The 18,821-nt window shown below is 61.1% G+C and carries 17 protein-coding genes; 12 read left to right on the forward strand and 5 right to left on the reverse strand.

What is annotated here, in order from left to right; translation table 11 throughout:
• Positions 1-34: 34 nt before the first annotated feature.
• Together AC07SU_RS20220 and AC07SU_RS20225 are read left to right on the forward strand one after the other, a co-directional pair.
• Positions 35-634: a TetR/AcrR family transcriptional regulator gene (locus AC07SU_RS20220; RefSeq protein ID WP_494998038.1), complete on the forward strand. Its 600-nt coding sequence runs from the start codon at positions 35-37 to the stop codon at positions 632-634.
• Positions 635-832: 198 nt separating this feature from the next.
• Positions 833-1,357, forward strand: a complete 525-nt coding sequence (locus AC07SU_RS20225) for a cysteine hydrolase family protein (protein ID WP_494998039.1) — start codon at positions 833-835, stop codon at positions 1,355-1,357.
• A gap of 17 nt (positions 1,358-1,374) precedes the next feature.
• Here the strand turns inward: AC07SU_RS20225 and AC07SU_RS20230 are convergent, their stop codons facing one another.
• On the reverse strand, positions 1,375-1,695 hold the full coding sequence (locus AC07SU_RS20230) for a hypothetical protein (protein ID WP_494998040.1): 321 nt from the start codon (positions 1,693-1,695) through the stop codon (positions 1,375-1,377).
• On the reverse strand, positions 1,692-2,027 hold the full coding sequence (locus AC07SU_RS20235) for a hypothetical protein (RefSeq protein WP_176995800.1): 336 nt from the start codon (positions 2,025-2,027) through the stop codon (positions 1,692-1,694). The genes AC07SU_RS20230 and AC07SU_RS20235 overlap by 4 nt, the downstream gene beginning before the upstream one ends.
• A gap of 181 nt (positions 2,028-2,208) precedes the next feature.
• Here AC07SU_RS20235 and AC07SU_RS20240 point away from each other — a divergent pair, with 181 nt between their 5' ends.
• The 3 genes from AC07SU_RS20240 to AC07SU_RS20250 all read left to right on the forward strand — a co-directional run bounded on the left by AC07SU_RS20240 (position 2,209) and on the right by AC07SU_RS20250 (position 5,136).
• Positions 2,209-3,162, forward strand: coding sequence for a 2-hydroxyacid dehydrogenase (locus tag AC07SU_RS20240; RefSeq protein ID WP_494998041.1), 954 nt, complete (start codon positions 2,209-2,211; stop codon positions 3,160-3,162).
• A 129-nt stretch (positions 3,163-3,291) separates the two neighbouring features.
• Positions 3,292-4,359: a phosphotransferase family protein gene (locus tag AC07SU_RS20245; protein ID WP_494998042.1), complete on the forward strand. Its 1,068-nt coding sequence runs from the start codon at positions 3,292-3,294 to the stop codon at positions 4,357-4,359.
• A gap of 9 nt (positions 4,360-4,368) precedes the next feature.
• Positions 4,369-5,136, forward strand: a complete 768-nt coding sequence (locus AC07SU_RS20250) for an SDR family oxidoreductase (RefSeq protein WP_094952746.1) — start codon at positions 4,369-4,371, stop codon at positions 5,134-5,136.
• Between the two features lie 203 nt (positions 5,137-5,339).
• Here the strand turns inward: AC07SU_RS20250 and AC07SU_RS20255 are convergent, their stop codons facing one another.
• Positions 5,340-5,783: a carboxymuconolactone decarboxylase family protein gene (locus AC07SU_RS20255; protein ID WP_494998043.1), complete on the reverse strand. Its 444-nt coding sequence runs from the start codon at positions 5,781-5,783 to the stop codon at positions 5,340-5,342.
• 154 nt (positions 5,784-5,937) lie between these two features.
• On the opposite strand from AC07SU_RS20255, the gene pdxR reads away from it, so the two are divergent.
• Positions 5,938-7,371 carry a MocR-like pyridoxine biosynthesis transcription factor PdxR gene (pdxR, locus tag AC07SU_RS20260; protein WP_494998044.1) on the forward strand — a complete coding sequence of 478 codons (1,434 nt, stop codon included), beginning with the start codon at positions 5,938-5,940 and terminating at the stop codon, positions 7,369-7,371.
• A gap of 85 nt (positions 7,372-7,456) precedes the next feature.
• A complete protein-coding gene (locus tag AC07SU_RS20265; RefSeq protein ID WP_176995795.1) occupies positions 7,457-7,858 on the forward strand; it encodes a cupin domain-containing protein in 402 nt (133 codons plus the stop codon).
• A 109-nt stretch (positions 7,859-7,967) separates the two neighbouring features.
• On the opposite strand, the gene AC07SU_RS20270 is transcribed toward AC07SU_RS20265, so the two are convergent.
• On the reverse strand, positions 7,968-8,597 hold the full coding sequence (locus AC07SU_RS20270; RefSeq protein WP_176995794.1) for a DNA-3-methyladenine glycosylase I: 630 nt from the start codon (positions 8,595-8,597) through the stop codon (positions 7,968-7,970).
• 217 nt (positions 8,598-8,814) lie between these two features.
• Between AC07SU_RS20270 and AC07SU_RS20275 the strand changes: the two genes are divergently transcribed.
• The 4 genes from AC07SU_RS20275 to AC07SU_RS20290 all read left to right on the forward strand — a co-directional run bounded on the left by AC07SU_RS20275 (position 8,815) and on the right by AC07SU_RS20290 (position 12,950).
• Positions 8,815-10,140: a C4-dicarboxylate transporter DctA gene (locus tag AC07SU_RS20275; protein ID WP_178922494.1), complete on the forward strand. Its 1,326-nt coding sequence runs from the start codon at positions 8,815-8,817 to the stop codon at positions 10,138-10,140.
• 186 nt (positions 10,141-10,326) lie between these two features.
• Complete coding sequence (locus tag AC07SU_RS20280; RefSeq protein ID WP_176995793.1) at positions 10,327-11,028, forward strand: FadR/GntR family transcriptional regulator; 702 nt, start codon at positions 10,327-10,329, stop codon at positions 11,026-11,028.
• Positions 11,029-11,044: 16 nt separating this feature from the next.
• Positions 11,045-11,731: a GntR family transcriptional regulator gene (locus AC07SU_RS20285; protein WP_176995792.1), complete on the forward strand. Its 687-nt coding sequence runs from the start codon at positions 11,045-11,047 to the stop codon at positions 11,729-11,731.
• 190 nt (positions 11,732-11,921) lie between these two features.
• Positions 11,922-12,950, forward strand: coding sequence for a tetratricopeptide repeat protein (locus AC07SU_RS20290; protein WP_494998045.1), 1,029 nt, complete (start codon positions 11,922-11,924; stop codon positions 12,948-12,950).
• A gap of 87 nt (positions 12,951-13,037) precedes the next feature.
• On the opposite strand, the gene AC07SU_RS20295 is transcribed toward AC07SU_RS20290, so the two are convergent.
• Entirely contained in the window at positions 13,038-17,897 is a 4,860-nt protein-coding gene (locus AC07SU_RS20295; protein WP_494998046.1) for an NAD-glutamate dehydrogenase, read from the reverse strand.
• Between the two features lie 480 nt (positions 17,898-18,377).
• Between AC07SU_RS20295 and AC07SU_RS20300 the strand changes: the two genes are divergently transcribed.
• Positions 18,378-18,731 (forward strand): hypothetical protein, encoded by a 354-nt coding sequence (locus AC07SU_RS20300; protein WP_176995789.1) that lies wholly within the window; start codon positions 18,378-18,380, stop codon positions 18,729-18,731.
• Positions 18,732-18,821: the final 90 nt, after the last annotated feature.

Below are 18,821 nucleotides of genomic sequence, written 5' to 3' on the forward strand. Positions count from 1 at the left end.
GCGCAGTGCCCGCCTTTCTCCCGAGAACCCCGCCATGCCTCGCGTCTCCCGCAAACAAGCCGAACTCAACCGCGAAATCATCGTCGAGGCCGCCACGCGCCTGTTCCGTGAACGCGGGCTGCATGGCATCAGCCTGTCGGACGTGATGGCCGCCGCCGGCCTGACCCACGGCGGTTTCTACGGGCACTTTGCCTCCAAGGAAGCCCTCGCGACCGAGGCGTGCCAAAAAGCCTTCGAGCAATCGAACCTCGGCTGGCAGGACAAGATCAGCGCCAGCGCTGACGCCCAGGCCGCCCGGGAAGCGATCCTGCGCCCGTACTTCTCGACCCACCACCGCGACAACCCCGGCGACGGCTGCCCGATCTCGGCCTTTACCCCGGACATGTGCCATGAACCGGCCGACACCGCCTTGCAGCACAGTTTCATCAACGGCGTCGAGCAGTCGCTGGAGGTCTTCGACCAACTGCGGGATGACCGCCGTGAGGCCATGCTGGCGGATTACGCAATGATGGTCGGCGCGTTGGTGCTCGCCCGTGCGACTCGAGGCAGTGGCTTGTCAGAAGAATTCCTCAGCGCCGCCCGAAACACGCTTCTGCCCGAGAAGAAAACGGACGCATCCGTTGACAGCCACTGACCCGCCACAGCATGATCGGGCCATGAATCTTATCCAGCTGTTCCTCACCCGCACCACTACCACGACCGCTTCTGGCGGGTCGTGCGGTGACCGTGGGTGCATGAACTAGACACACCCCGGAATCACCCCAAGGCCCCGCCAGCAATGGACGGGGCCTTTTTATTGCTCCGTCACCTGGCACACATAAGGAGCACCCCCATGGCTAACGCCCTGCTGATCATCGACATGCAAGTCGGCCTGTACGACGGCCCGGAAAAACCCTTCGAACGGGAGCGCGTGCTCGATACCATCAACCTGCTGATTCAACGCACCCGCGCCGCCCACGCACCGATCTTCGTCGCTCGCCACACCGGCCCGGCTGGCTCCCCCATCGAAGCGGGCAGCCCGCTCTGGCAACTGTGGCCGGGCCTTGAGGTAGACGAAGCCCGCGACTGTCTGTTCAGCAAAACCCGCCCCAGCTGCTTTTTAGGCACTGACCTGGCCGAGCGCCTGGCGGCAGCAAACGTCGATGAGTTGGTGATCGTCGGGATGAAAACGCAGTTCTGTGTCGACACCACTTGCCGGGTGGCGGTTGAGCTGGGGTTTTCGGTGGTGTTGCCGGAGGATGGCCATACCTGCATGGACACCCCGGCGCTGTCCGCCAGGGCGATCATCGAGCATCACAATGCGACGCTGGCAGGGACATTTGTGAAGCGGGTCAAAGCGGTGGATGTCTGGCGTTAGGCCGTGGCTACCGCCGACTAAAAAGCCGAGGTCTTGCGCAGTTCGCCATTGATGGCGTCCTGCGCAACGTTCAGTTGTTCTACAAGCTCTGTGGTTTCGTGTGCCGTCAATGCCACGACCGGACGATCCCAGTCGAAATTCTTGATGACATTTATCCGGAAACCACCCGAAGCATCAAACTCAGGGTACCAACCCACATCCAGTAGTAGTCCACCGGCAAACTCCACCTGGAGCATATCTTCTTTCAGCAAGTCGGTTTGTTTTGCCACCGCAATGTCCTGCAACAGTGACAGATCGTCATGGGTGACTGTGCCACCGCTAAAGTTGAACGCGATCAATTTGTTAACCTCATGAATTCCTGTTCAGAAATCGGGTGGCCATGTATAGCGCCAGCACTGAGTTCTACTCGCACCCAGCGGCTGAGCTTTCCATGACTGGCTCCGATGCAATGCTGGCATTCCATCACTTTCCAGGGTTTTCCGTTGGTGGTGGGCACTCCATTTTTATAGGCCTCTCGTTCCAGCTTTTCAATAGCGATGCCGGGCCGGTATTTGGCCGGGCCCACCACTGTACTGGCGATGACCGTTCTCCAGGGGACAAGCGTTGAGGGGCAGTGTTTGTAACCGTATGGCGTCCATTCGATCTCTTCGGGTGTGGCAGGAACAAGCATCCATGTCGTCTCTGCAGGTGGGAAAGTCGACAAAGTCTGGCTCAGTACACCCACCCTGGACGGACGGTTTTGAAATTCAGACAGGCCTTACGAAAGAAGAAAATTTTCTATCCCAACAAAACGCTCCGTCTTACAAATCACGCATACTGCCCCTCTCAAACCCTTCAGGAAGAGCCTTCCGATGTCCACCACCGTTCTGGTCCTGGTTGAAACCATCAACGAATACCTGCAAATCATCGAGAGCAATGACTTTCATGTGATTCTGGCGCCGACGCCTGCCGAACGCGCCCAGGCGATCAAGGCCCATGGTGGGCAGATCAAGGCGGTGCTGACCCGTGGCCCGCTGGGCTTGTATGCCGAAGAAATCGCCGCCTTGCCGCTGCTGGAGATCATCTGCGTGATCGGCGCTGGCTATGAGCACGTGGACCTGCAAGCGGCGAGCAACCGTGGGATTGTCGTGACCAACGGCGCGGGGGTGAACGCGCCGTCGGTGGCCGACCACGCCATGGCGCTGTTGCTGTCGCTGGTGCGCGGCATCCCCCAGACAGACGCCGCCGTGCGCCGCAGCGAATGGCCCAAGGTAATGCGCCCGTCACTGGGCGGCAAGCAACTGGGCATCCTCGGCCTGGGTGCGGTAGGCATGGAGATCGCTAAACGTGCGTCCCTCGGGTTCGGAATGGAGGTGAGTTATCACAACCGCCAGCCTCGCGATGACGTGGACTACACCTATTGCGCAACCGCCGTGGAACTGGCGCGTACTTCGGACTTCCTGATCCTGGCCACGCCCGGCGGGGCCAGTACTCGCCACCTGATCGATCGTCACGCCCTCGACGCCTTGGGGCCCAATGGCTATCTGGTGAACATCGGCCGTGGCAGCGTGGTGGTCACCGCCGACCTGGTGGCGGCACTGGAGCAGCGCCGGATCGGCGGCGCCGCACTGGACGTGTTCGACGATGAGCCCAAGGTGCCCGACGCGCTCAAGAAGCTGAGCAATACCGTGCTCACCTCCCACGTTGCCGGCCTGTCGCCGGAAGCGGCCCATGACACCGTGCAACGCGTGGCTGACAACCTGGTGGAATACTTCGCCGGCCGCCCGGTGCTCACGCCGGTCGCCCTGCCCCCGCCCACTAAATGACCGATCAGGCACGCTGATCATCATCCAACACGCTAACCTATTAAGCCGCCCCGACCTTGTCGCTGGGCGGCTGCGCGCATTAGATTAGGAAATAGTCCGAGGCCTTTAGAATAAGCAGAAGGGATAAGCATGGCGCTTAACGACCAATCGACCCAGATTCGCCCAGGCGAAGAACTTGATGCCAGCCTGATCGATCCCTACCTCAAGGCCCATATCCCGGGCCTGAGCGGCACGCCCAAAATCAGCCAGTTCCCCGGCGGCGCGTCGAACCTGACCTACCTGCTGGAATACCCGGGCCAGGAATTCGTGCTACGCCGCCCGCCCTTTGGCCACAAGGCCAAGTCAGCCCACGACATGGGCCGCGAATACCGCATTCTCAATCAGCTCAAGGACGGCTTCCCGTATTGCCCAAAAGCCTACGTGCATTGCACCGATGAGTCGGTGATCGGCGCCGAATTCTATGTGATGGAACGGGTCAACGGCATCATCCTGCGTTCCGACCTGCCGGACGAACTGGGCCTGGATGCGACCAAGACCGAGGCCCTGTGCAAAAGCTTCATCGACAAGTTCGTGGAGTTGCACCAGGTGGACTACACCTCTTGCGGCCTGGCCGACCTGGGCAAGCCGGAAGGCTACGTGGAACGTCAGATCCGAGGCTGGAGCGACCGCTACGAGAAAGCCCTGACCCCCGATGCGCCGCGCTGGGAAGCCGTACGCGCGTGGCTCAACGACAAAATGCCGGCCGACCACCCGACCTCCAGCATCGTGCACAACGACTACCGCTTCGATAACGTGATCCTCGACCCGCACAACCCGATGCAGATCATCGGCGTGCTCGACTGGGAGCTGACCACCCTCGGCGATCCGCTGATGGACCTGGGCAACACCCTCGCCTACTGGATCGAAGCGGCGGACCCGGCGCCGGTGCAACTGATGCGCCGCCAACCGAGCAATGCGCCAGGCATGCTCACCCGTCGCCAGTTCGTCGACTATTACGCCGAACGCGCAGGCATTGAGATCGACAATTTCGACTTCTACTACACCTACGGCCTGTTCCGCCTGGCCGGCATCGTGCAGCAGATCTACTACCGCTTCTTCCATGGCCAGACCCAGGACAAACGCTTTGCACAGTTCATTCACATGAACAAGCTGCTGGAGCAGATGAGCCTGAACGTCATCAGCAAATCGTCCCTTTAAGGAACCGCTATGTCCAAGACCCACCTGTTCGACCTCGACGGCAAGATCGCATTCGTTTCCGGCGCCAGCCGTGGCATCGGCGAAGCCATCGCCAAGTTGCTGGCCCAGCAAGGCGCCCATGTGATCGTGTCCAGCCGAAAACTAGAAGGCTGCCAGCACGTGGCCGATGCGATCATTGCCGACGGCGGCAAAGCCACCGCCGTGGCCTGCCACATCGGTGAAATGGAACAGATCACCCAGGTCTTCGCCGGTATCCGCGAGCAGTTCGGGCGCCTGGATATCCTGGTCAACAATGCGGCCACCAACCCACAGTTCTGCAACGTGCTGGACACCGACCTCGGGGCCTTCCAGAAGACCGTTGATGTGAATATTCGCGGCTACTTCTTCATGTCGGTGGAAGCCGGCAAGCTGATGCGTGAGAACGGCGGCGGCAGCATCATCAACGTGGCGTCGATCAACGGGATCTCCCCGGGTGTGTTCCAGGGCATCTACTCGGTGACCAAGGCCGCCGTGATCAACATGACCAAGGTGTTCGCCAAGGAGTGCGCGGCGTTCGGCATTCGTTGCAACGCCCTGCTACCTGGCCTGACCGACACCAAGTTCGCCTCGGCGCTGGTCAAGAACGACTCGATCCTGAAAATGGCCCTGGCGCAGATTCCCCTCAAGCGTGTGGCCGACCCCAGCGAAATGGCCGGCGCGGTGTTGTTCCTGGCCAGTGATGCGTCCAGCTACACCACGGGCGTGTCGCTGAATGTGGACGGTGGTTTCCTGTCCTGATTCCGCGGGCATCACCCACCTCAATGTAGGAGCCGGCTTGCTGGCGATAGCGATCCATCAGTGAACAGCGTTGCAGCTGACCCACCGTCATCGCTGGCAAGCCAGCTCCTACAGTGGATCTTCTTCGTTACGCAGCCTCCCGTGGGAGCTGGCTTGCCTGCGAAAGCGGCGGGCAAGCCCCACATTGTTGATCGGCGGTGTACTCAAGGGTTTGGCGGTTGTTGCCGAAAACTCACCGCGAGGCGGTTCCAGCCGCTGATGCTGGACACCGCCATGGTCAGGTCCACCAGTTCCTGCTCACTGAATTCTGCGCGCACTGCCGTGTAGAGCTCATCTGAAACCCTTGAAGTCGGCAGCGTTGCCACCGACTCGCACCAGGCCAATGCGGCCTTCTCCCGCCCGTTGAAAAACGGCGAGTCACGCCACACGCACAGTGCAAACAGGCGTCGCTCCGTCTCCCCCCGCTGCCGTGCTGCCATCGAGTGCATGTCGGTACAAAACCCGCAGTGGTTGAGCTGCGAGACGCGGATCTTGATCAGTTCCAGCAACGGCTTTTCGATGGACAACCCAAAGGTGGCAGCTTCCAGCATCAACATGCCCTTGAGCGCTTGCGGTGAGGCGGTGTAGTAATCCAGGCGGGGTTCCATGGGCGGTTCTCGTGCGGCCGGTGCGATGACAGCCCAGCCTAACGCCCAGGCGCTGCAAGCCCTATAGCCAATCGGGCGGATTCTGGACAGACCATTTTGAGGGCGCCACGCGAGCGAGTAACCTTGGGGCAGATTCAGCGCCTCAGGATAAAACATGGAACTGCACGTGGTGATCAACGGCCGCAAGGACCTGGCCGAACAGTTGTACCAGCAGCTGCGTGAAGCCATTGGCTCCGGGCGCCTGGCGGCGGGCGCGCAATTACCCCCCAGCCGCCTGCTGGCCGAGCAACTGGGCGTGTCGCGCAAGACCGTCTCCGACACCTATGCCACCCTGACCTACGAGGGCCTGCTGGTGGGCAAGACCGGCCGGGGCACGTTCGTTAATGCCCATGCGCCCCAGGCCGAGCGCGTGCAAACCGCCACCGACCTGGCCTGCGCCGCCAACCTGGGCAAATGGGCGGCGCTGCCCTCACCCATGCGCCACCCCACCCGTGACAGCACGCTGCGCTACGAATTTATCGGCGGCGCCACCAGCCGCAACCAGTTCCCCCAGGATGAATGGCGTCGTTGCACCCAGGACGCCTTGCGCCGTATCGCCCAGAACAGCGGTTTCTACAGTCAGCCCGAAGGTTTGCCAGCGCTGCGCGAGGCGATTGTCGGGCATATCGCGTTTTCTCGCGGGGTCAAATGCCGCGCCGATAACATCGTGGTGACCAACGGCGCCCAGCAAGCCCTGGACCTGATCGCCCGCGTGGTGTTGGAGCCGGGCACCATCGTCGCCATGGAAGATCCCGGCTACAGCCCGGCACGCCAGTTGTTCATGGCGATGGGCGCCCAGGTGGCCAGCGTCCCGGTGGACGAACAGGGCATCGAGGTGGACAAGATTCCCGACGGCACACGGCTGATCTACGTGACACCGTCCCATCAGTTCCCCCTCGGTATGCCCATGAGCCTGGCGCGGCGCGAGGCGCTGCTGGCCCGCGCCTTCGTGCTGGGCGCAATCATCATCGAAGACGACTACGACAGCGAGTTCCGCTACGAAGGCCGTCCCACCGATTCCCTGCAAAGCATAGACACCCGAGGCGTGGTGACCTATGTGGGCACCTTCTCCAAAACCTTGCTGCCGGAGCTGCGCCTGGGTTACGCCGTGCTGCCTCCGGCGATTTATGGTGCGGTGCTCAAGGCCAAGCAACTGACCGACCAGCACAGTTCCACCCTACCCCAGTGGGCCCTGGCCAAGTTCATCAGCGAAGGCTACCTGCTCAAGCATATCCGCCGCTGTCACACGGTGTACGCCGGACGCCGCGAGCGCATTCTGCAACGTCTGGCGGGTGATCTGTCGCCGTGGTTCGAGGCCGTGCCGACGGTGGCGGGCTTCCACATGGCGGCGCTGTGCAAGGTGCCAGTGAACATCCCGTTGCTGATGGAACTGGCGCGGCAGGTGGAGGTGGGGCTGTACCCGGTGGATGTGTTCTTCCATGACGTGCCGGTGCGGTCGGGCCTGGTCATCGGCTTCGGCGCCATTGAGCTGTTGGACATCGACCCGGCGCTGGACCGGGTGCGCGATATCCTGCAGCAGATTGGCTAGGCGGTTTTCCGCAGGATTGGTCATTGGTCGAGCACGGGGTCGGGCGTAGGGTGAAGGGGTCTCGAACTACGCGGAAACCCCCATCATGAAACGACTGCTCGCTGCCACGCTGATGCTCGCCTCCCTCAGCGCCTTTGCCCACGAACCGGTGTACAACCAGGAATCGATCAAGGTCCTGCAAGAACACGCCCTGACCAACGTGCCGGGCAAGAAAACCATCATGCTCACCGTTGACTACGCCCCCGGCCAGGCCACCGTGCCCCATAGCCATACCGGCACCGCCGTGGCGTACGTGCTGCAAGGCGCGATCACTTCACGGGTGAATGATGAGCCGGCAAAAACCTACCAGGTCGGCGAAACCTTCTACGAACCGGCCGGTTCCCGGCACTTTGAATCGAGCAACGCCAGCCAGACACAACCGGCGAAGTTGCTGGTGGTGATGGTGCTGGATGACAAGGCCGAGGTGCTCACTCCATTGAAGCAATGACTCCGACCTGTAGGAGCCGGCTTGCCGGCGATCGGGCCTCAAGTGATGCAGTGATACCCAGGCCGCCATCGCCGGCAAGCCGGGCTCCTACAGGTTTGAGCGTGGGCTGTCAGGGGCGTTTGAATTGATGGCGCAGTGCTTCGATCTGTGGCCGGCAAGCGCAGCCTTCGAGGTGGTCATTGACCATACCCATCGCCTGCATCAGCGCATACATCGTGGTCGGGCCCACATAGGTCCAACCGCGTTTCTTCAAGGCCTTGGAGAGGCGCACCGAGGCCGGTGAGGTTGGGTTCGTCGTCCAATAAGCCATGTCCACCACGGCCGGGCGCTCTTCCTCGGCGGGCTCGAACGCCCACAACCAGCGCGCCAACGAACCCGTCTCGTCCACCAGCTCACACGCCCGCCGCGCATTGTTGATGGTGGACACGATCTTCGCCCGATTGCGCACGATGCCGGGGTCGCTCATCAAGCGTTCGATATCCGCCTCGCCGTACTGCGCCACCCGGCGAAAATCAAAACCGTCGAACGCCGCCCGGAACTGCTCGCGCTTGCGCAGAATGGTGATCCACGCCATGCCCGCCTGGAAACCTTCCAGGCAGATCTTCTCGTACAACAAGGTGTCGTCCCCTACCGGCACGCCCCACTCGTGGTCGTGATACTGCGGGTACTGCGGTGCCGCCGTTCGCCATGTGCAATGGGTGCGCCCGTTTTCGTCCGTTGTCAGCCCTGGTTTGTCCATCCATCACCTCATCTACTCAGCCGTGGATGATAAGCGAAAAAAATTTGAGCCCGCCAACCGCTCAAGCATCGCCCTCACCGACCAACTGGTCAGACCGGGACCGGTCAACCCCTGAATATTTACTTGTGATTTCAAAAAAACCCGGCGTAGACTGGCCCCGCACTGGACTTACCGGTATGACCACAACAATTAAGCCCTGGAACCACCAGGGCACCGAATAGAGATCCCTCCCATGCTCAGATGGTGCTCGCGTTCGATTTTCCTGCAAGTCGTGATTGGCCTGATGCTAGGCATAGTCTGCGGCCTGGCCCTTCCCGAATTCTCCTCGCAACTCAAACCCCTGGGTGACGGCTTCATCAAGCTGATCAAAATGCTGATTGGCCTGATCGTGTTCTGCGTGGTGGTCAGCGGTATTTCCGGCGCGGGCGACTTGAAAAAGGTCGGGCGCATCGGCCTCAAGTCGGTGATCTACTTTGAAGTGCTCACCACCGTCGCCCTGGTGATCGGCCTGGTGATGGCCTTCAGCACCGGTATCGGCCAAGGCGCCAATATCCACCTGGAACAGCTGTCGTCCGCTGGCCTCAATGAACTGGCCGACAAGGGCCAGCACATCCGTGGCACCAGCCAGTTCCTGATGGACCTGATCCCCAATTCGGTGATCGGTGCCTTCGCCGACAACAACGTGCTGCAAGTGTTGTTGTTTTCGGTGCTGTTCGGCAGCGCGCTGAACCTGGTGGGCGAAGCGGCGTCGGGCATTTCGCGCCTGATCAACGAACTGAGCCATATCATCTTCCGTATCATGGGCATGATCGTGCGCCTGGCGCCGATTGGCGTGTTCGGTGCGATCGCCTTCACCACCAGCACCTACGGCCTCGATTCCCTGCAACACCTGGGCAGCCTGGTGGGCCTGTTCTACCTGACCTGCTTTGCCTTTGTCGGGCTGATCCTGGGCCTGGTGATGCGCCTGTCGGGCCTGCGCATGTTGCCGCTGCTCAAGTACCTGCGCGAAGAACTGCTGATCGTGATGGGCACCGCCTCCTCTGACGCCGTGCTGCCACAGATCATGCGTAAACTGGAGCACCTGGGCATCGGCAGCTCTACCGTGGGTCTGGTGATTCCGACGGGCTACTCGTTCAACCTCGACGGGTTCTCCATCTACCTGACCCTGGCCATTGTGTTCATTGCCAACGCCACCGGCACGCCGCTGTCGATGACCGATTTGCTGACCATCCTGCTGGTGTCGCTGATCACCTCCAAAGGGGCCCACGGCATTCCCGGTTCAGCACTGGTGATTCTGGCGGCGACGCTCACGGCGATCCCGGCGATTCCGGTGGTGGGCCTGGTGCTGGTGCTGGCGGTGGATTGGTTCATGGGCATTGGTCGTGCGCTGACTAACCTGATCGGTAACTGCGTGGCGACCGTGGCTATCGCGCGCTGGGAAAAAGACATCGATATCCAGCGGGCCAACAAGGTGCTCGACGGCCAGCAAGGCTATGCCTTCCAGGCCAAGAAGCCGGTACTGCCGGCCCACCAGGAGTTCTGACCCGCTCTCAACCGCTGCATAAATCTAATGTGGGAGCTGGCTTGTCGGGTCGCCGCATCGCTGCGATAGCGGTGGGTCAGCAACAGAGATGCTGGCTGACAGTCAGTCATCGCAGGCAAGCCAGCTCCCACATTTTGACCGTCGCCCATTTGACAATCGTATTCGCAACATCAAGGAGAGGTAGACGTGATCAGCACCTCAACCGTCGTCAATTCAGTGGTAGAAAAACTGCGCGCCGCCTTGGCGCGTGGCCAGTGGCGCCGGGGTGAAATGCTGCCCGGCCAGCGCGAACTGGCCGAACAGATGGGCATCAGCCGTCCGAGCCTGCGCGAAGCCGTGATCGTGCTGGAAACCCTCGGCCTGGTGCGCTCCATGCCGGGCAAAGGCGTGGTGGTGCTGGAAACCAGCGTCAACGAGCCGCAATCGAGCGATGCCGTCGCCGACGCGAGCCTCGAAGACATCCTGCAACTGCGCTACACCCTCGAGCCCTTCATCGTCGGCCTGGTGGCCCAGTCCATCAGCAGCAAGGAAGTCGGCCAACTGCGCCTTACCCTCATGGACATGCGCGAAGCCCTTGACGCCGAAGACGCCGAAGCCGGCATGAATGCCTATATCGGCTTTCACGAAGAACTGTTCGCTCTCACCTCCAACCCGATCTTCCAGAACGTGGTGCAACAGACCAGCAACGCGCTCAAGCAAAGCGCCCAAGTGCTGCGTAACTCCCCTGAACATCTGGCGGAACGCTTGCAGGAAAACGAAGCCGTGGTGCGCGCCATTCGTAACAAGAACAGCGCCCTGGCCAGCGCCGAGATGCGTCGGCACATCCTCCAAGAAGGCCTGCGCATGGGCATTCGCTTGAACATCCCGGACGACCACCTGGGCAGCTGACTTTAGGAGACTGGCCATGACCGCTCACGCCTTGCACTACGAACCTACTCTCCCGACCCTGCGCCTGGTCGCGGGTAAAAAACCTTCGGTGGACGACATCTACCCACGCCTGTTCGACGCCATTCTCGAGCAACGTATTGCGCCAGCCAGCCGTTTTACAGAAGAAGGCCTGGGCGAAATCTTCGGAGTGAGTCGCAGCGTGATTCGCCGCGTGTTGGCCAAGCTTTCCCATCAGCAAGTGATCATCCTGCGCCCCAACCAGCGCGCCCAAGTGGCCGCTCCAGATGCCCAGCAAACGCGGCAGATCCTCGAAGCCCGACGCCTGACCGAAATTACCGTGGTGCAATTGGCTTGCGTGCACGCCACACCGACCCAGGTGCGCCAGCTGCGCGAGCTGATCACCCGTGAGCGCGAGTGTATAGAGCGCGACCAGCGTGGCCCGGCGATTCGTTTGTCCGGCGAATTTCACCTGCAATTGGCGGCGATGGCACGCAATGCCCCCCTTGCGCAGTTTCTCAACAGCCTGGTACCGCTAACCTCGCTGATCATCGCCCAGTACGAAGCGCACGCCTGCACCTACTGCGCATGGCAGGACCATATGGCCATTGTCGACGCCGTGGAACAGCGAGATGTGACGGCCGCCGTGGCCTTGATGACGGAGCACCTGGATCATTTGGAAACCCGGCTACTCAAGCTCAACTGACGGCGGCTGTCACCTGCAGCGCCACCTAAAACGGCCGCGTGACCAACCCGCACGTTGGGTGCGACCTGCACCGGGCGCAATAACAAACCGGCGCCTGGTGCCGCTCACCCTAGTTATGTACCGACTATGGCTCTAACCGCGACCGTAACCTGTTCTGGCACAACTCAAGTGCTCAATGACAGGTAAAAACATGAACATGGATACTCAAACACTGCCAGCGCTGTTCGCACTGCTCACAAAACTGGACAGTGAAGAGAACACACAGACCGCCGCCGCCACCCAAGCAGCACTCGACCACCTGAACACCACGGCCACCAAAACAGGGTTTGAGTTGTTTTCTCTTGAGAATTACGCGCAAGCCGAACTCCCACTGACGGTCGCAGCAGCACAGGGTAACGCAGAGGCGCAGTACGCACTGGCAACCTGTGTGAGCCGTCGCGATGGCGGTTTTCGCAGAGCGTCTGAAGCAACGCGAAAATGGCTCTGGTTGGCAGCCGCTCAAAACCATGTCCCGGCACTGATGAGGCTGGGCGACGCTGCCTCCCTGAAAAAAGCGAATGAACTGCTGACGCCCGCAGCACTTGCTGGCGACGCTGAAGCCATGGTGCTTCTTTTCAAACTCACTGATAACGTGAAATGGTTGAGCATGGCCGTAGCCAAGAACCACCACCACGCCCAATTCCTGCTCGCCGTAGCCTACCGCAAGACGCCGGAACTGGTTCCCAATAGCGTAGAACGTAGCGCGCTCATTGAAGAGCTTTTGCAAAAAGCGGCAGATGGCAACGATATGCTTGCATTGGCTGACCGAGTGTTCCCCTCCGATTCCACTGCTGACGTCAAAGAGAAGCAAGATAGGCTGATCCAGCTAGCGCAGTTGGGTCAGATCGACGCACTCCTGGAGTATGGGTATGCGTTGGCGCACCTGCCACGCAGTGGCAAAGGAACATCTAACTTTCCGCGAAGGCACGCGACAGCCGCACGTACGTACGGGCTTGAAAAGGATCTCGCTCGTGCTTATGCCACTCTGAATTTCGTCATGCCTAAACTGGCTAGTGACGCAGAGGCTGAAGTACTGGCACAAGACCTCGACGCAATCCGGCATCAAATGAACCCAACGCAGTTTGCAGGCGCCGAACGCATTGATCACGACCTGAAAAGAATCATCCCATCGCTATTCAAGTCAATGGAGCGTCTGATCATCGTAGGGGCGCCGTACTGATCACAGTGCGTCGCTTCGACGGATAGGCCGCCCATAAAAAATCCCCGCATCGTTGAATGCGGGGATTTTTTAACGCAGAGCCAGGCTTTAAAGCACTGACTGACCGCTCAACGCCAGGTCCAGCAACTCACGGTTAGCCACCGCGTACATGGCGTAGTCCGTGCCAACCGCAGCACGAATTTCAACCATCATCGCCACCCAACGATCGGCCATGTCTTTGTGCTGCTCAAGCCACAGGGCCACGCGGGCTTCCATGTCTTGTGGCGCGTCGGCCATTTGCAGAACAGAGATAGTGATCGCCCGTTGCTGCCAGTCCACGTCGTCGCGGAAGGCTTCGCGGGCCTGGGCCTGCCAGTTGTTGGCCACTGGCAGATCGCTGATCTGCTGCAGGTACCATGGCAAGTCCAGGGCGCTGCCGACGGCGAAGTAGGCCTTGGCCACTTCGGCGGCGTCATGCCCGGTCACGTCCGCGGCTTCGATGATCGGCAACAAGGTGTACAGGTGAGTCGTACCTGCAACCATGCGCGCCAACAGCTCAGGCACACCGGCTTCGGTGTACTTGCCGTAGCGGTTCTGCCAGCCTTCGCGGGTCGGGCCCTCCAGCAGTTCGTCAAGCTTGAGGCCCAACGCCGCCAGGTGCGGACCGAAGTGCGCGGTGTCACGACCAGCGTCCTGCTCGTTGCGACGGCTGCGCAGGAACCAGCGCGTAGCACGACGGCCCAGGCGCATCAGCTCGTCCATCAGCTCCAGTTGCACGTCAGCGGAAACCTGGTGGTCCAGGGCTTCGATCTGACGGAACCAGTGCGGGAGGTGGAAGATGTCACGCACGATCACATAGGCGCCCGCCACGTTCGCCGGGCTCATGCCGGTCGACTCTTTGAGTCGTTGAACGAAAGTGATGCCCATGTGGTTGACCAGGTCGTTGGCGATCTGGGTGCTGACGATCTCGCGCTTCAGACGGTGACGACGCATGGCCTCGCCGAACTTGGCGACCAGGCTCGGTGGGAACGCGGTCTCCATGTCACGGGTCAGGTAGTCGTCATCCGGCACCAGCGACTTGAGCAGGGCTTCCTTGAGGTCGATCTTGCTGTACGAGATCAGCACCGACAGTTCCGGACGGGTCAGGCCCTTGCCGGTCGCGGCGCGCTCGGTGAGCTGCTCCTCGGTCGGCAGGTACTCGATGGCGCGGTCCAGCTTGCCACGGCCTTCCAGATCGCTCATCAGGCGCTTGTATTCGGCGGCACGTTCGTAGGCACGGCGCGCGGCCAGGGACAGGGCCTGGGTCTGCTTGTAGTTGTTGCCCAACACCAGGCTGCCGACTTCGTCGGTCATGCTCGCCAGCAACTGGTTGCGTTGCTTGTCGGTCATGTCGCCGGCCTGCACCACTTCGTTGAGCAGGATCTTGATGTTCACTTCGTGGTCGGAGCAGTCCACACCACCGGCGTTGTCGATGAAGTCGGTGTTGGAACCGCCGCCATTGAGGCCGAATTCCACACGACCCAGTTGGGTCATGCCGAGGTTACCGCCCTCGCCCACCACCTTGCAGCGCAGCTCGTTGCCGTTGACGCGCAGGGCGTCGTTGGCCTTGTCGCCCACGTCGGCGTGGCTTTCGCTGCTGGCCTTGACGTAGGTGCCGATGCCGCCGTTCCACAACAGGTCTACCGGCGCCTTGAGCAAGGCGTTCAGCAGTTCGGTCGGGGTCAGCTTGTCGGCCGAGATGTCGAAGCGCTCTTTCATCTGTGGCGAGATGGCAATGCTCTTCGCGCTGCGCGAGAAGATACCGCCGCCTTCGGACATGATGCTGGTGTCGTAGTCGGTCCAGGCCGAACGCGGCAGCTCGAACATGCGCTGGCGCTCGACGAAGCTGGTGGCCGGGTTCGGGTTCGGGTCGATGAAGATGTGCAGGTGGTTGAAGGCCGCGACCAGTTGCAGCTTGTCGGACATCAACAGGCCGTTACCGAACACGTCACCGGCCATGTCGCCGACGCCCACCACGGTGATGCTGTCTTCCTGCACGTTGATGCCGCGCTCACGGAAGTGACGCTGCACGCCGACCCACGCGCCCTTGGCGGTGATGCCCATTTTCTTGTGGTCGTAACCGGCCGAACCACCGGACGCGAATGCATCACCCAGCCAGAAGCCGTAGTCGATGGCAATGCCGTTGGCGATGTCGGAGAAGGTCGCGGTGCCCTTGTCCGCCGCGACGACCAGGTACGGGTCATCGTCGTCATGGCGCACGACGTTGGCCGGTGGCACCAGGGCGCCGTCTTTCAGGTTGTCGGTGATGTCCAACAGGCCAGAGATGAAGATGCGGTAGCAGGCGATGCCCTCGGCCGCGATCTCATCCCGGCTGCCGCCCAGTGGCAGGCGACGCGGCAGGAAGCCGCCCTTCGCACCCACTGGCACGATGACCGAGTTCTTCACTTGCTGAGCTTTTACCAGGCCGAGCACTTCGGTACGGAAGTCTTCTTCACGGTCGGACCAGCGCAGGCCGCCACGGGCCACGTTGCCGAAACGCAGGTGCACACCTTCAACGCGCGGCGAGTACACGAAGATTTCAAACTTCGGCACTGGTTTTGGCAGCTCGGGAATGGCACGCGGGTCGAACTTGAAGCTGAAGTACGACTTGTTCTGGCCGTTGGCGTCGGTCTGGTAGAAGTTGGTACGCAGGGTGGCCTTGATCAGGTCCAGGTAGCGACGCAGGATGCGGTCTTCGTTGAGCACCTGAACATCGTCCAGGGCGGTGAGGATCGCTTGCTCCAGGCGCTGCTGCTTGTCTTCCAGGTCTTCGCTGGTGAGCTTGCGCGCCAGGTAGAAACGGGTCTTGAACAACCGGGTCAACTCGCGGGCGATGTCGGTGTGGTTGTTCAAGGTGCTGGCGATGTAACCCAGGTCGAAGCCCAGGCGGATCTGCTTGAGGTAACGGGCGTAGGCACGCAGCAGGGCCACGTCGCGCCACGGCAGGCCAGCGGTGAGTACCAGGCGGTTGAACGCATCGTTCTCGGCGTCGCCATGCACGATGTGCACGAACGCGTCCTGCAGGGTGTCGTTGAGCTGCTGGATATCCAGGTTCACGCCTTCGGCGGCGATGAACGCGAAGTCATGGATCCAGAACTCACGGCCATTGGCGTGACGCAGGCGATACGGGAACTCGCCCAGCACACGCAGGCCGAGGTTTTCCAGGATCGGCAGCACGTCGGACAGCGCCAGCGGGGTGTCGGCGTGGTAGAGCTTGCAATGCAGCTCACGCTGGCCGGAGACCTGGCCCAGCGGCTGGTAGAAGCTCATCACCAGCGGGTTGGCTTCGGTCAGGCTGTTGAGGTGCTGCATGTCGACCACGGCCGAATGCGCGGCGAAACGCTCGCGGTAGCCCGCTGGGAAGCCTTTCGGGAAGTCGGCCAGCACGTTGGTGCCCTGGGCTTCGCCGAAGCTTTCCACCACCAGGCTGGAGTAGTCGTCCTGCCAGCTGCGGCAAGCCTGCACCACTTCTTTTTCCAGTTGCAGCGGGTCGATGTCCAGGCGGTTCTTCGGGTCGACCCGCAGAATCAGTTGCACACGGGCCAGCACGGACTCGGAGAAGAAGGTCCAGAACTCGCAGTCCGAGGCTTTCAGGCGATCCATCAGCACTTGCTGGATCTTCTGGCGCACTTCGGTGGAGTAGATGTCACGCGGCACGTAGGCCAGGCAGTAGCAGAAACGACCGTACGGGTCTTTGCGCAGGAACACGCGGATCTTGTTGCGCTCCTGGATCTGCACGATGGACATCACGGTGCTGAACAGCTCGTCGACCGGGGTCTGGAACAGGTCGTCACGTGGCAGTACTTCAACCACCTGCGCCAGTTCCTTGCCCAGGTGAGCCTTGGCCTGGAAGCCCGAGCGACGCTCGATTTCCGCGACCTTGCGACGGATGTACGGGATCACTCGCACGCTTTCGCCATACACCGAGGAGGTGTACAGGCCCATGAAACGGTGTTCCTTGATGACCTTGCCGTCGGCGCTGATCTCACGGATCGACACGTAGTCCGGATACGCCGGGCGGTGTACGCGGCTTGGGTGTGCAGCCTTGGCGAACGACAGCACGGTCGGTTCACGCAGGTAGGCCACGGCGTAGTCTTCGATGCGGGTGTCTTCGGCGGTGAGGCCGGCACGCAGCAACTTGGTCAGGCCGAGGAACGAACCGGCGTCATATTCGATATGACCGCCATCCGCCTCGTCACGTACCACAAACTCTTCATAGCCGAGGAAGGTGAAGTGGTTGCCCACCAGCCATTCCAGGAAGCTCTTGATCTCGGCTTTTTCTTCGCCGTCGATGGCGAACTGGCTGGCGTCGATACCGGCCAGCAGGTCCTGGACCTTGGCTTTCATCGGTTCGAAATCGGCCACGGCCACGCGCACTTCGCCCAGTACCTGCTCCAGCTCTTTGCTCAGCACGTTCAGTTCGGCGGCGTTGGCGCAGCGGTCGATCTCCAGGTACATCAGCGATTCTTGCTGGATGCCTTCGCCCTGGGTGCCTTTTGGCAGGATTTCCAGCAACTCGCCCTTGGCGCCACGGCGCACGCTGAGCACGGTGGTTTGCAGGGTGTGGATGCTGTAGCCACGGCGGTTCAGCTCGGTGCGTACCGAGTCCACCAAAAATGGCAGGTCATGGTGCAGCACTTCGACCGCGGTGTGGGTCGACTGCCAGCCATGACGTTCGTAATCGGGGTTGTAGACCCGCACTTGCGGTTGGGTGTGATCAAAGCGCTCAAGCAGGCGCCACGCAGAGAGGGTGCAACCGGCCAGGTCGGAAAGGCGACGTTGGGTCAGTTCGTCGAGGGAAATGATGCCGAAGAATTGTTCAGCGAACAGCGCCACTTGTGGCAGTGCCTGTTCACTGATGTGCTGCGCCAGTGCCGCTTGCAGTTGATGCTGGAAGTCGGCCTTGCTGGCTGCGGTGAAGAACGCCATCTGTGGTACTCCGCTTGGGCTTGTTATTGATGGAAGCGTCGCGTGTTATCCCCTTGCGGGGAGACCGTCAGCTCTGTTCGCAGGTTAACCATAGCGAATCGGAGTGACAGGTGGGTGAAGCTGGACAAGACAATGAGGTCACATACAACTTCCATAAGATGCACACCTTGCCGGGTGACGGTACGACGGGCAGGTCAGGCGCCAGGCACGTGCACATCCATTGCGCAGCTTAACGAGTGTAGGAAGACAGCTGCTTGCGACGCTGCGACATATTCGGACATCGGTACGCAGGCTTGGAGTTGCGACTCTTGCAACCCTGACTTTGCGGTGAAAAAACGGGTGTCTTTCACGGCCACGAGTACCGAAAATGACTGATAGCTACCTTAAGGTCATGCCAAAGGTCTGACACAGGATGCAGCACAAAATTCGCGCCAGTGGCACAATTGCCCCTATTACGCCTTATCCCAGACAGGATTGCCCATGCTGCAACTGAAAACCGACGCCCTGATGGCCACCCCGTGCGACGACGAAGAAGACAACATGGCCATGCTCTGCTGCCATGGCAAGAACGGCGAGATGTTCATGCTGAGCCGTTACCCGGACGAAGAGGAAGTGGAGCTGACCTGGGACTACGAGCCGTCGACCCTGGACGGGCTGAAGATCACCCTGAGCGCCACGACCCTGCTGGTAGAACTGGCAGCCGGCGATGCCGACGCACTGGGCGGCAAGGACCAGTTGGAGATCACCCACGCCACCGCTGCCTCGGACCTGGCCGAAGTGGAAGAAACCCTGCAAAACATCCTCAAGGGCACCGGCACCTACATTCGCACCTGACGCGGCCCCATTGCCTGTAGTGAGCGGGCTTGCCCCGCGCCGGGTGGCGAAGCCACCCCGATTGGGGCGTCGGGGGTGTTTCAGGGAGAT

It is taken from the genome of Pseudomonas sp. GW821-FHT05H12 (assembly GCF_059419385.1).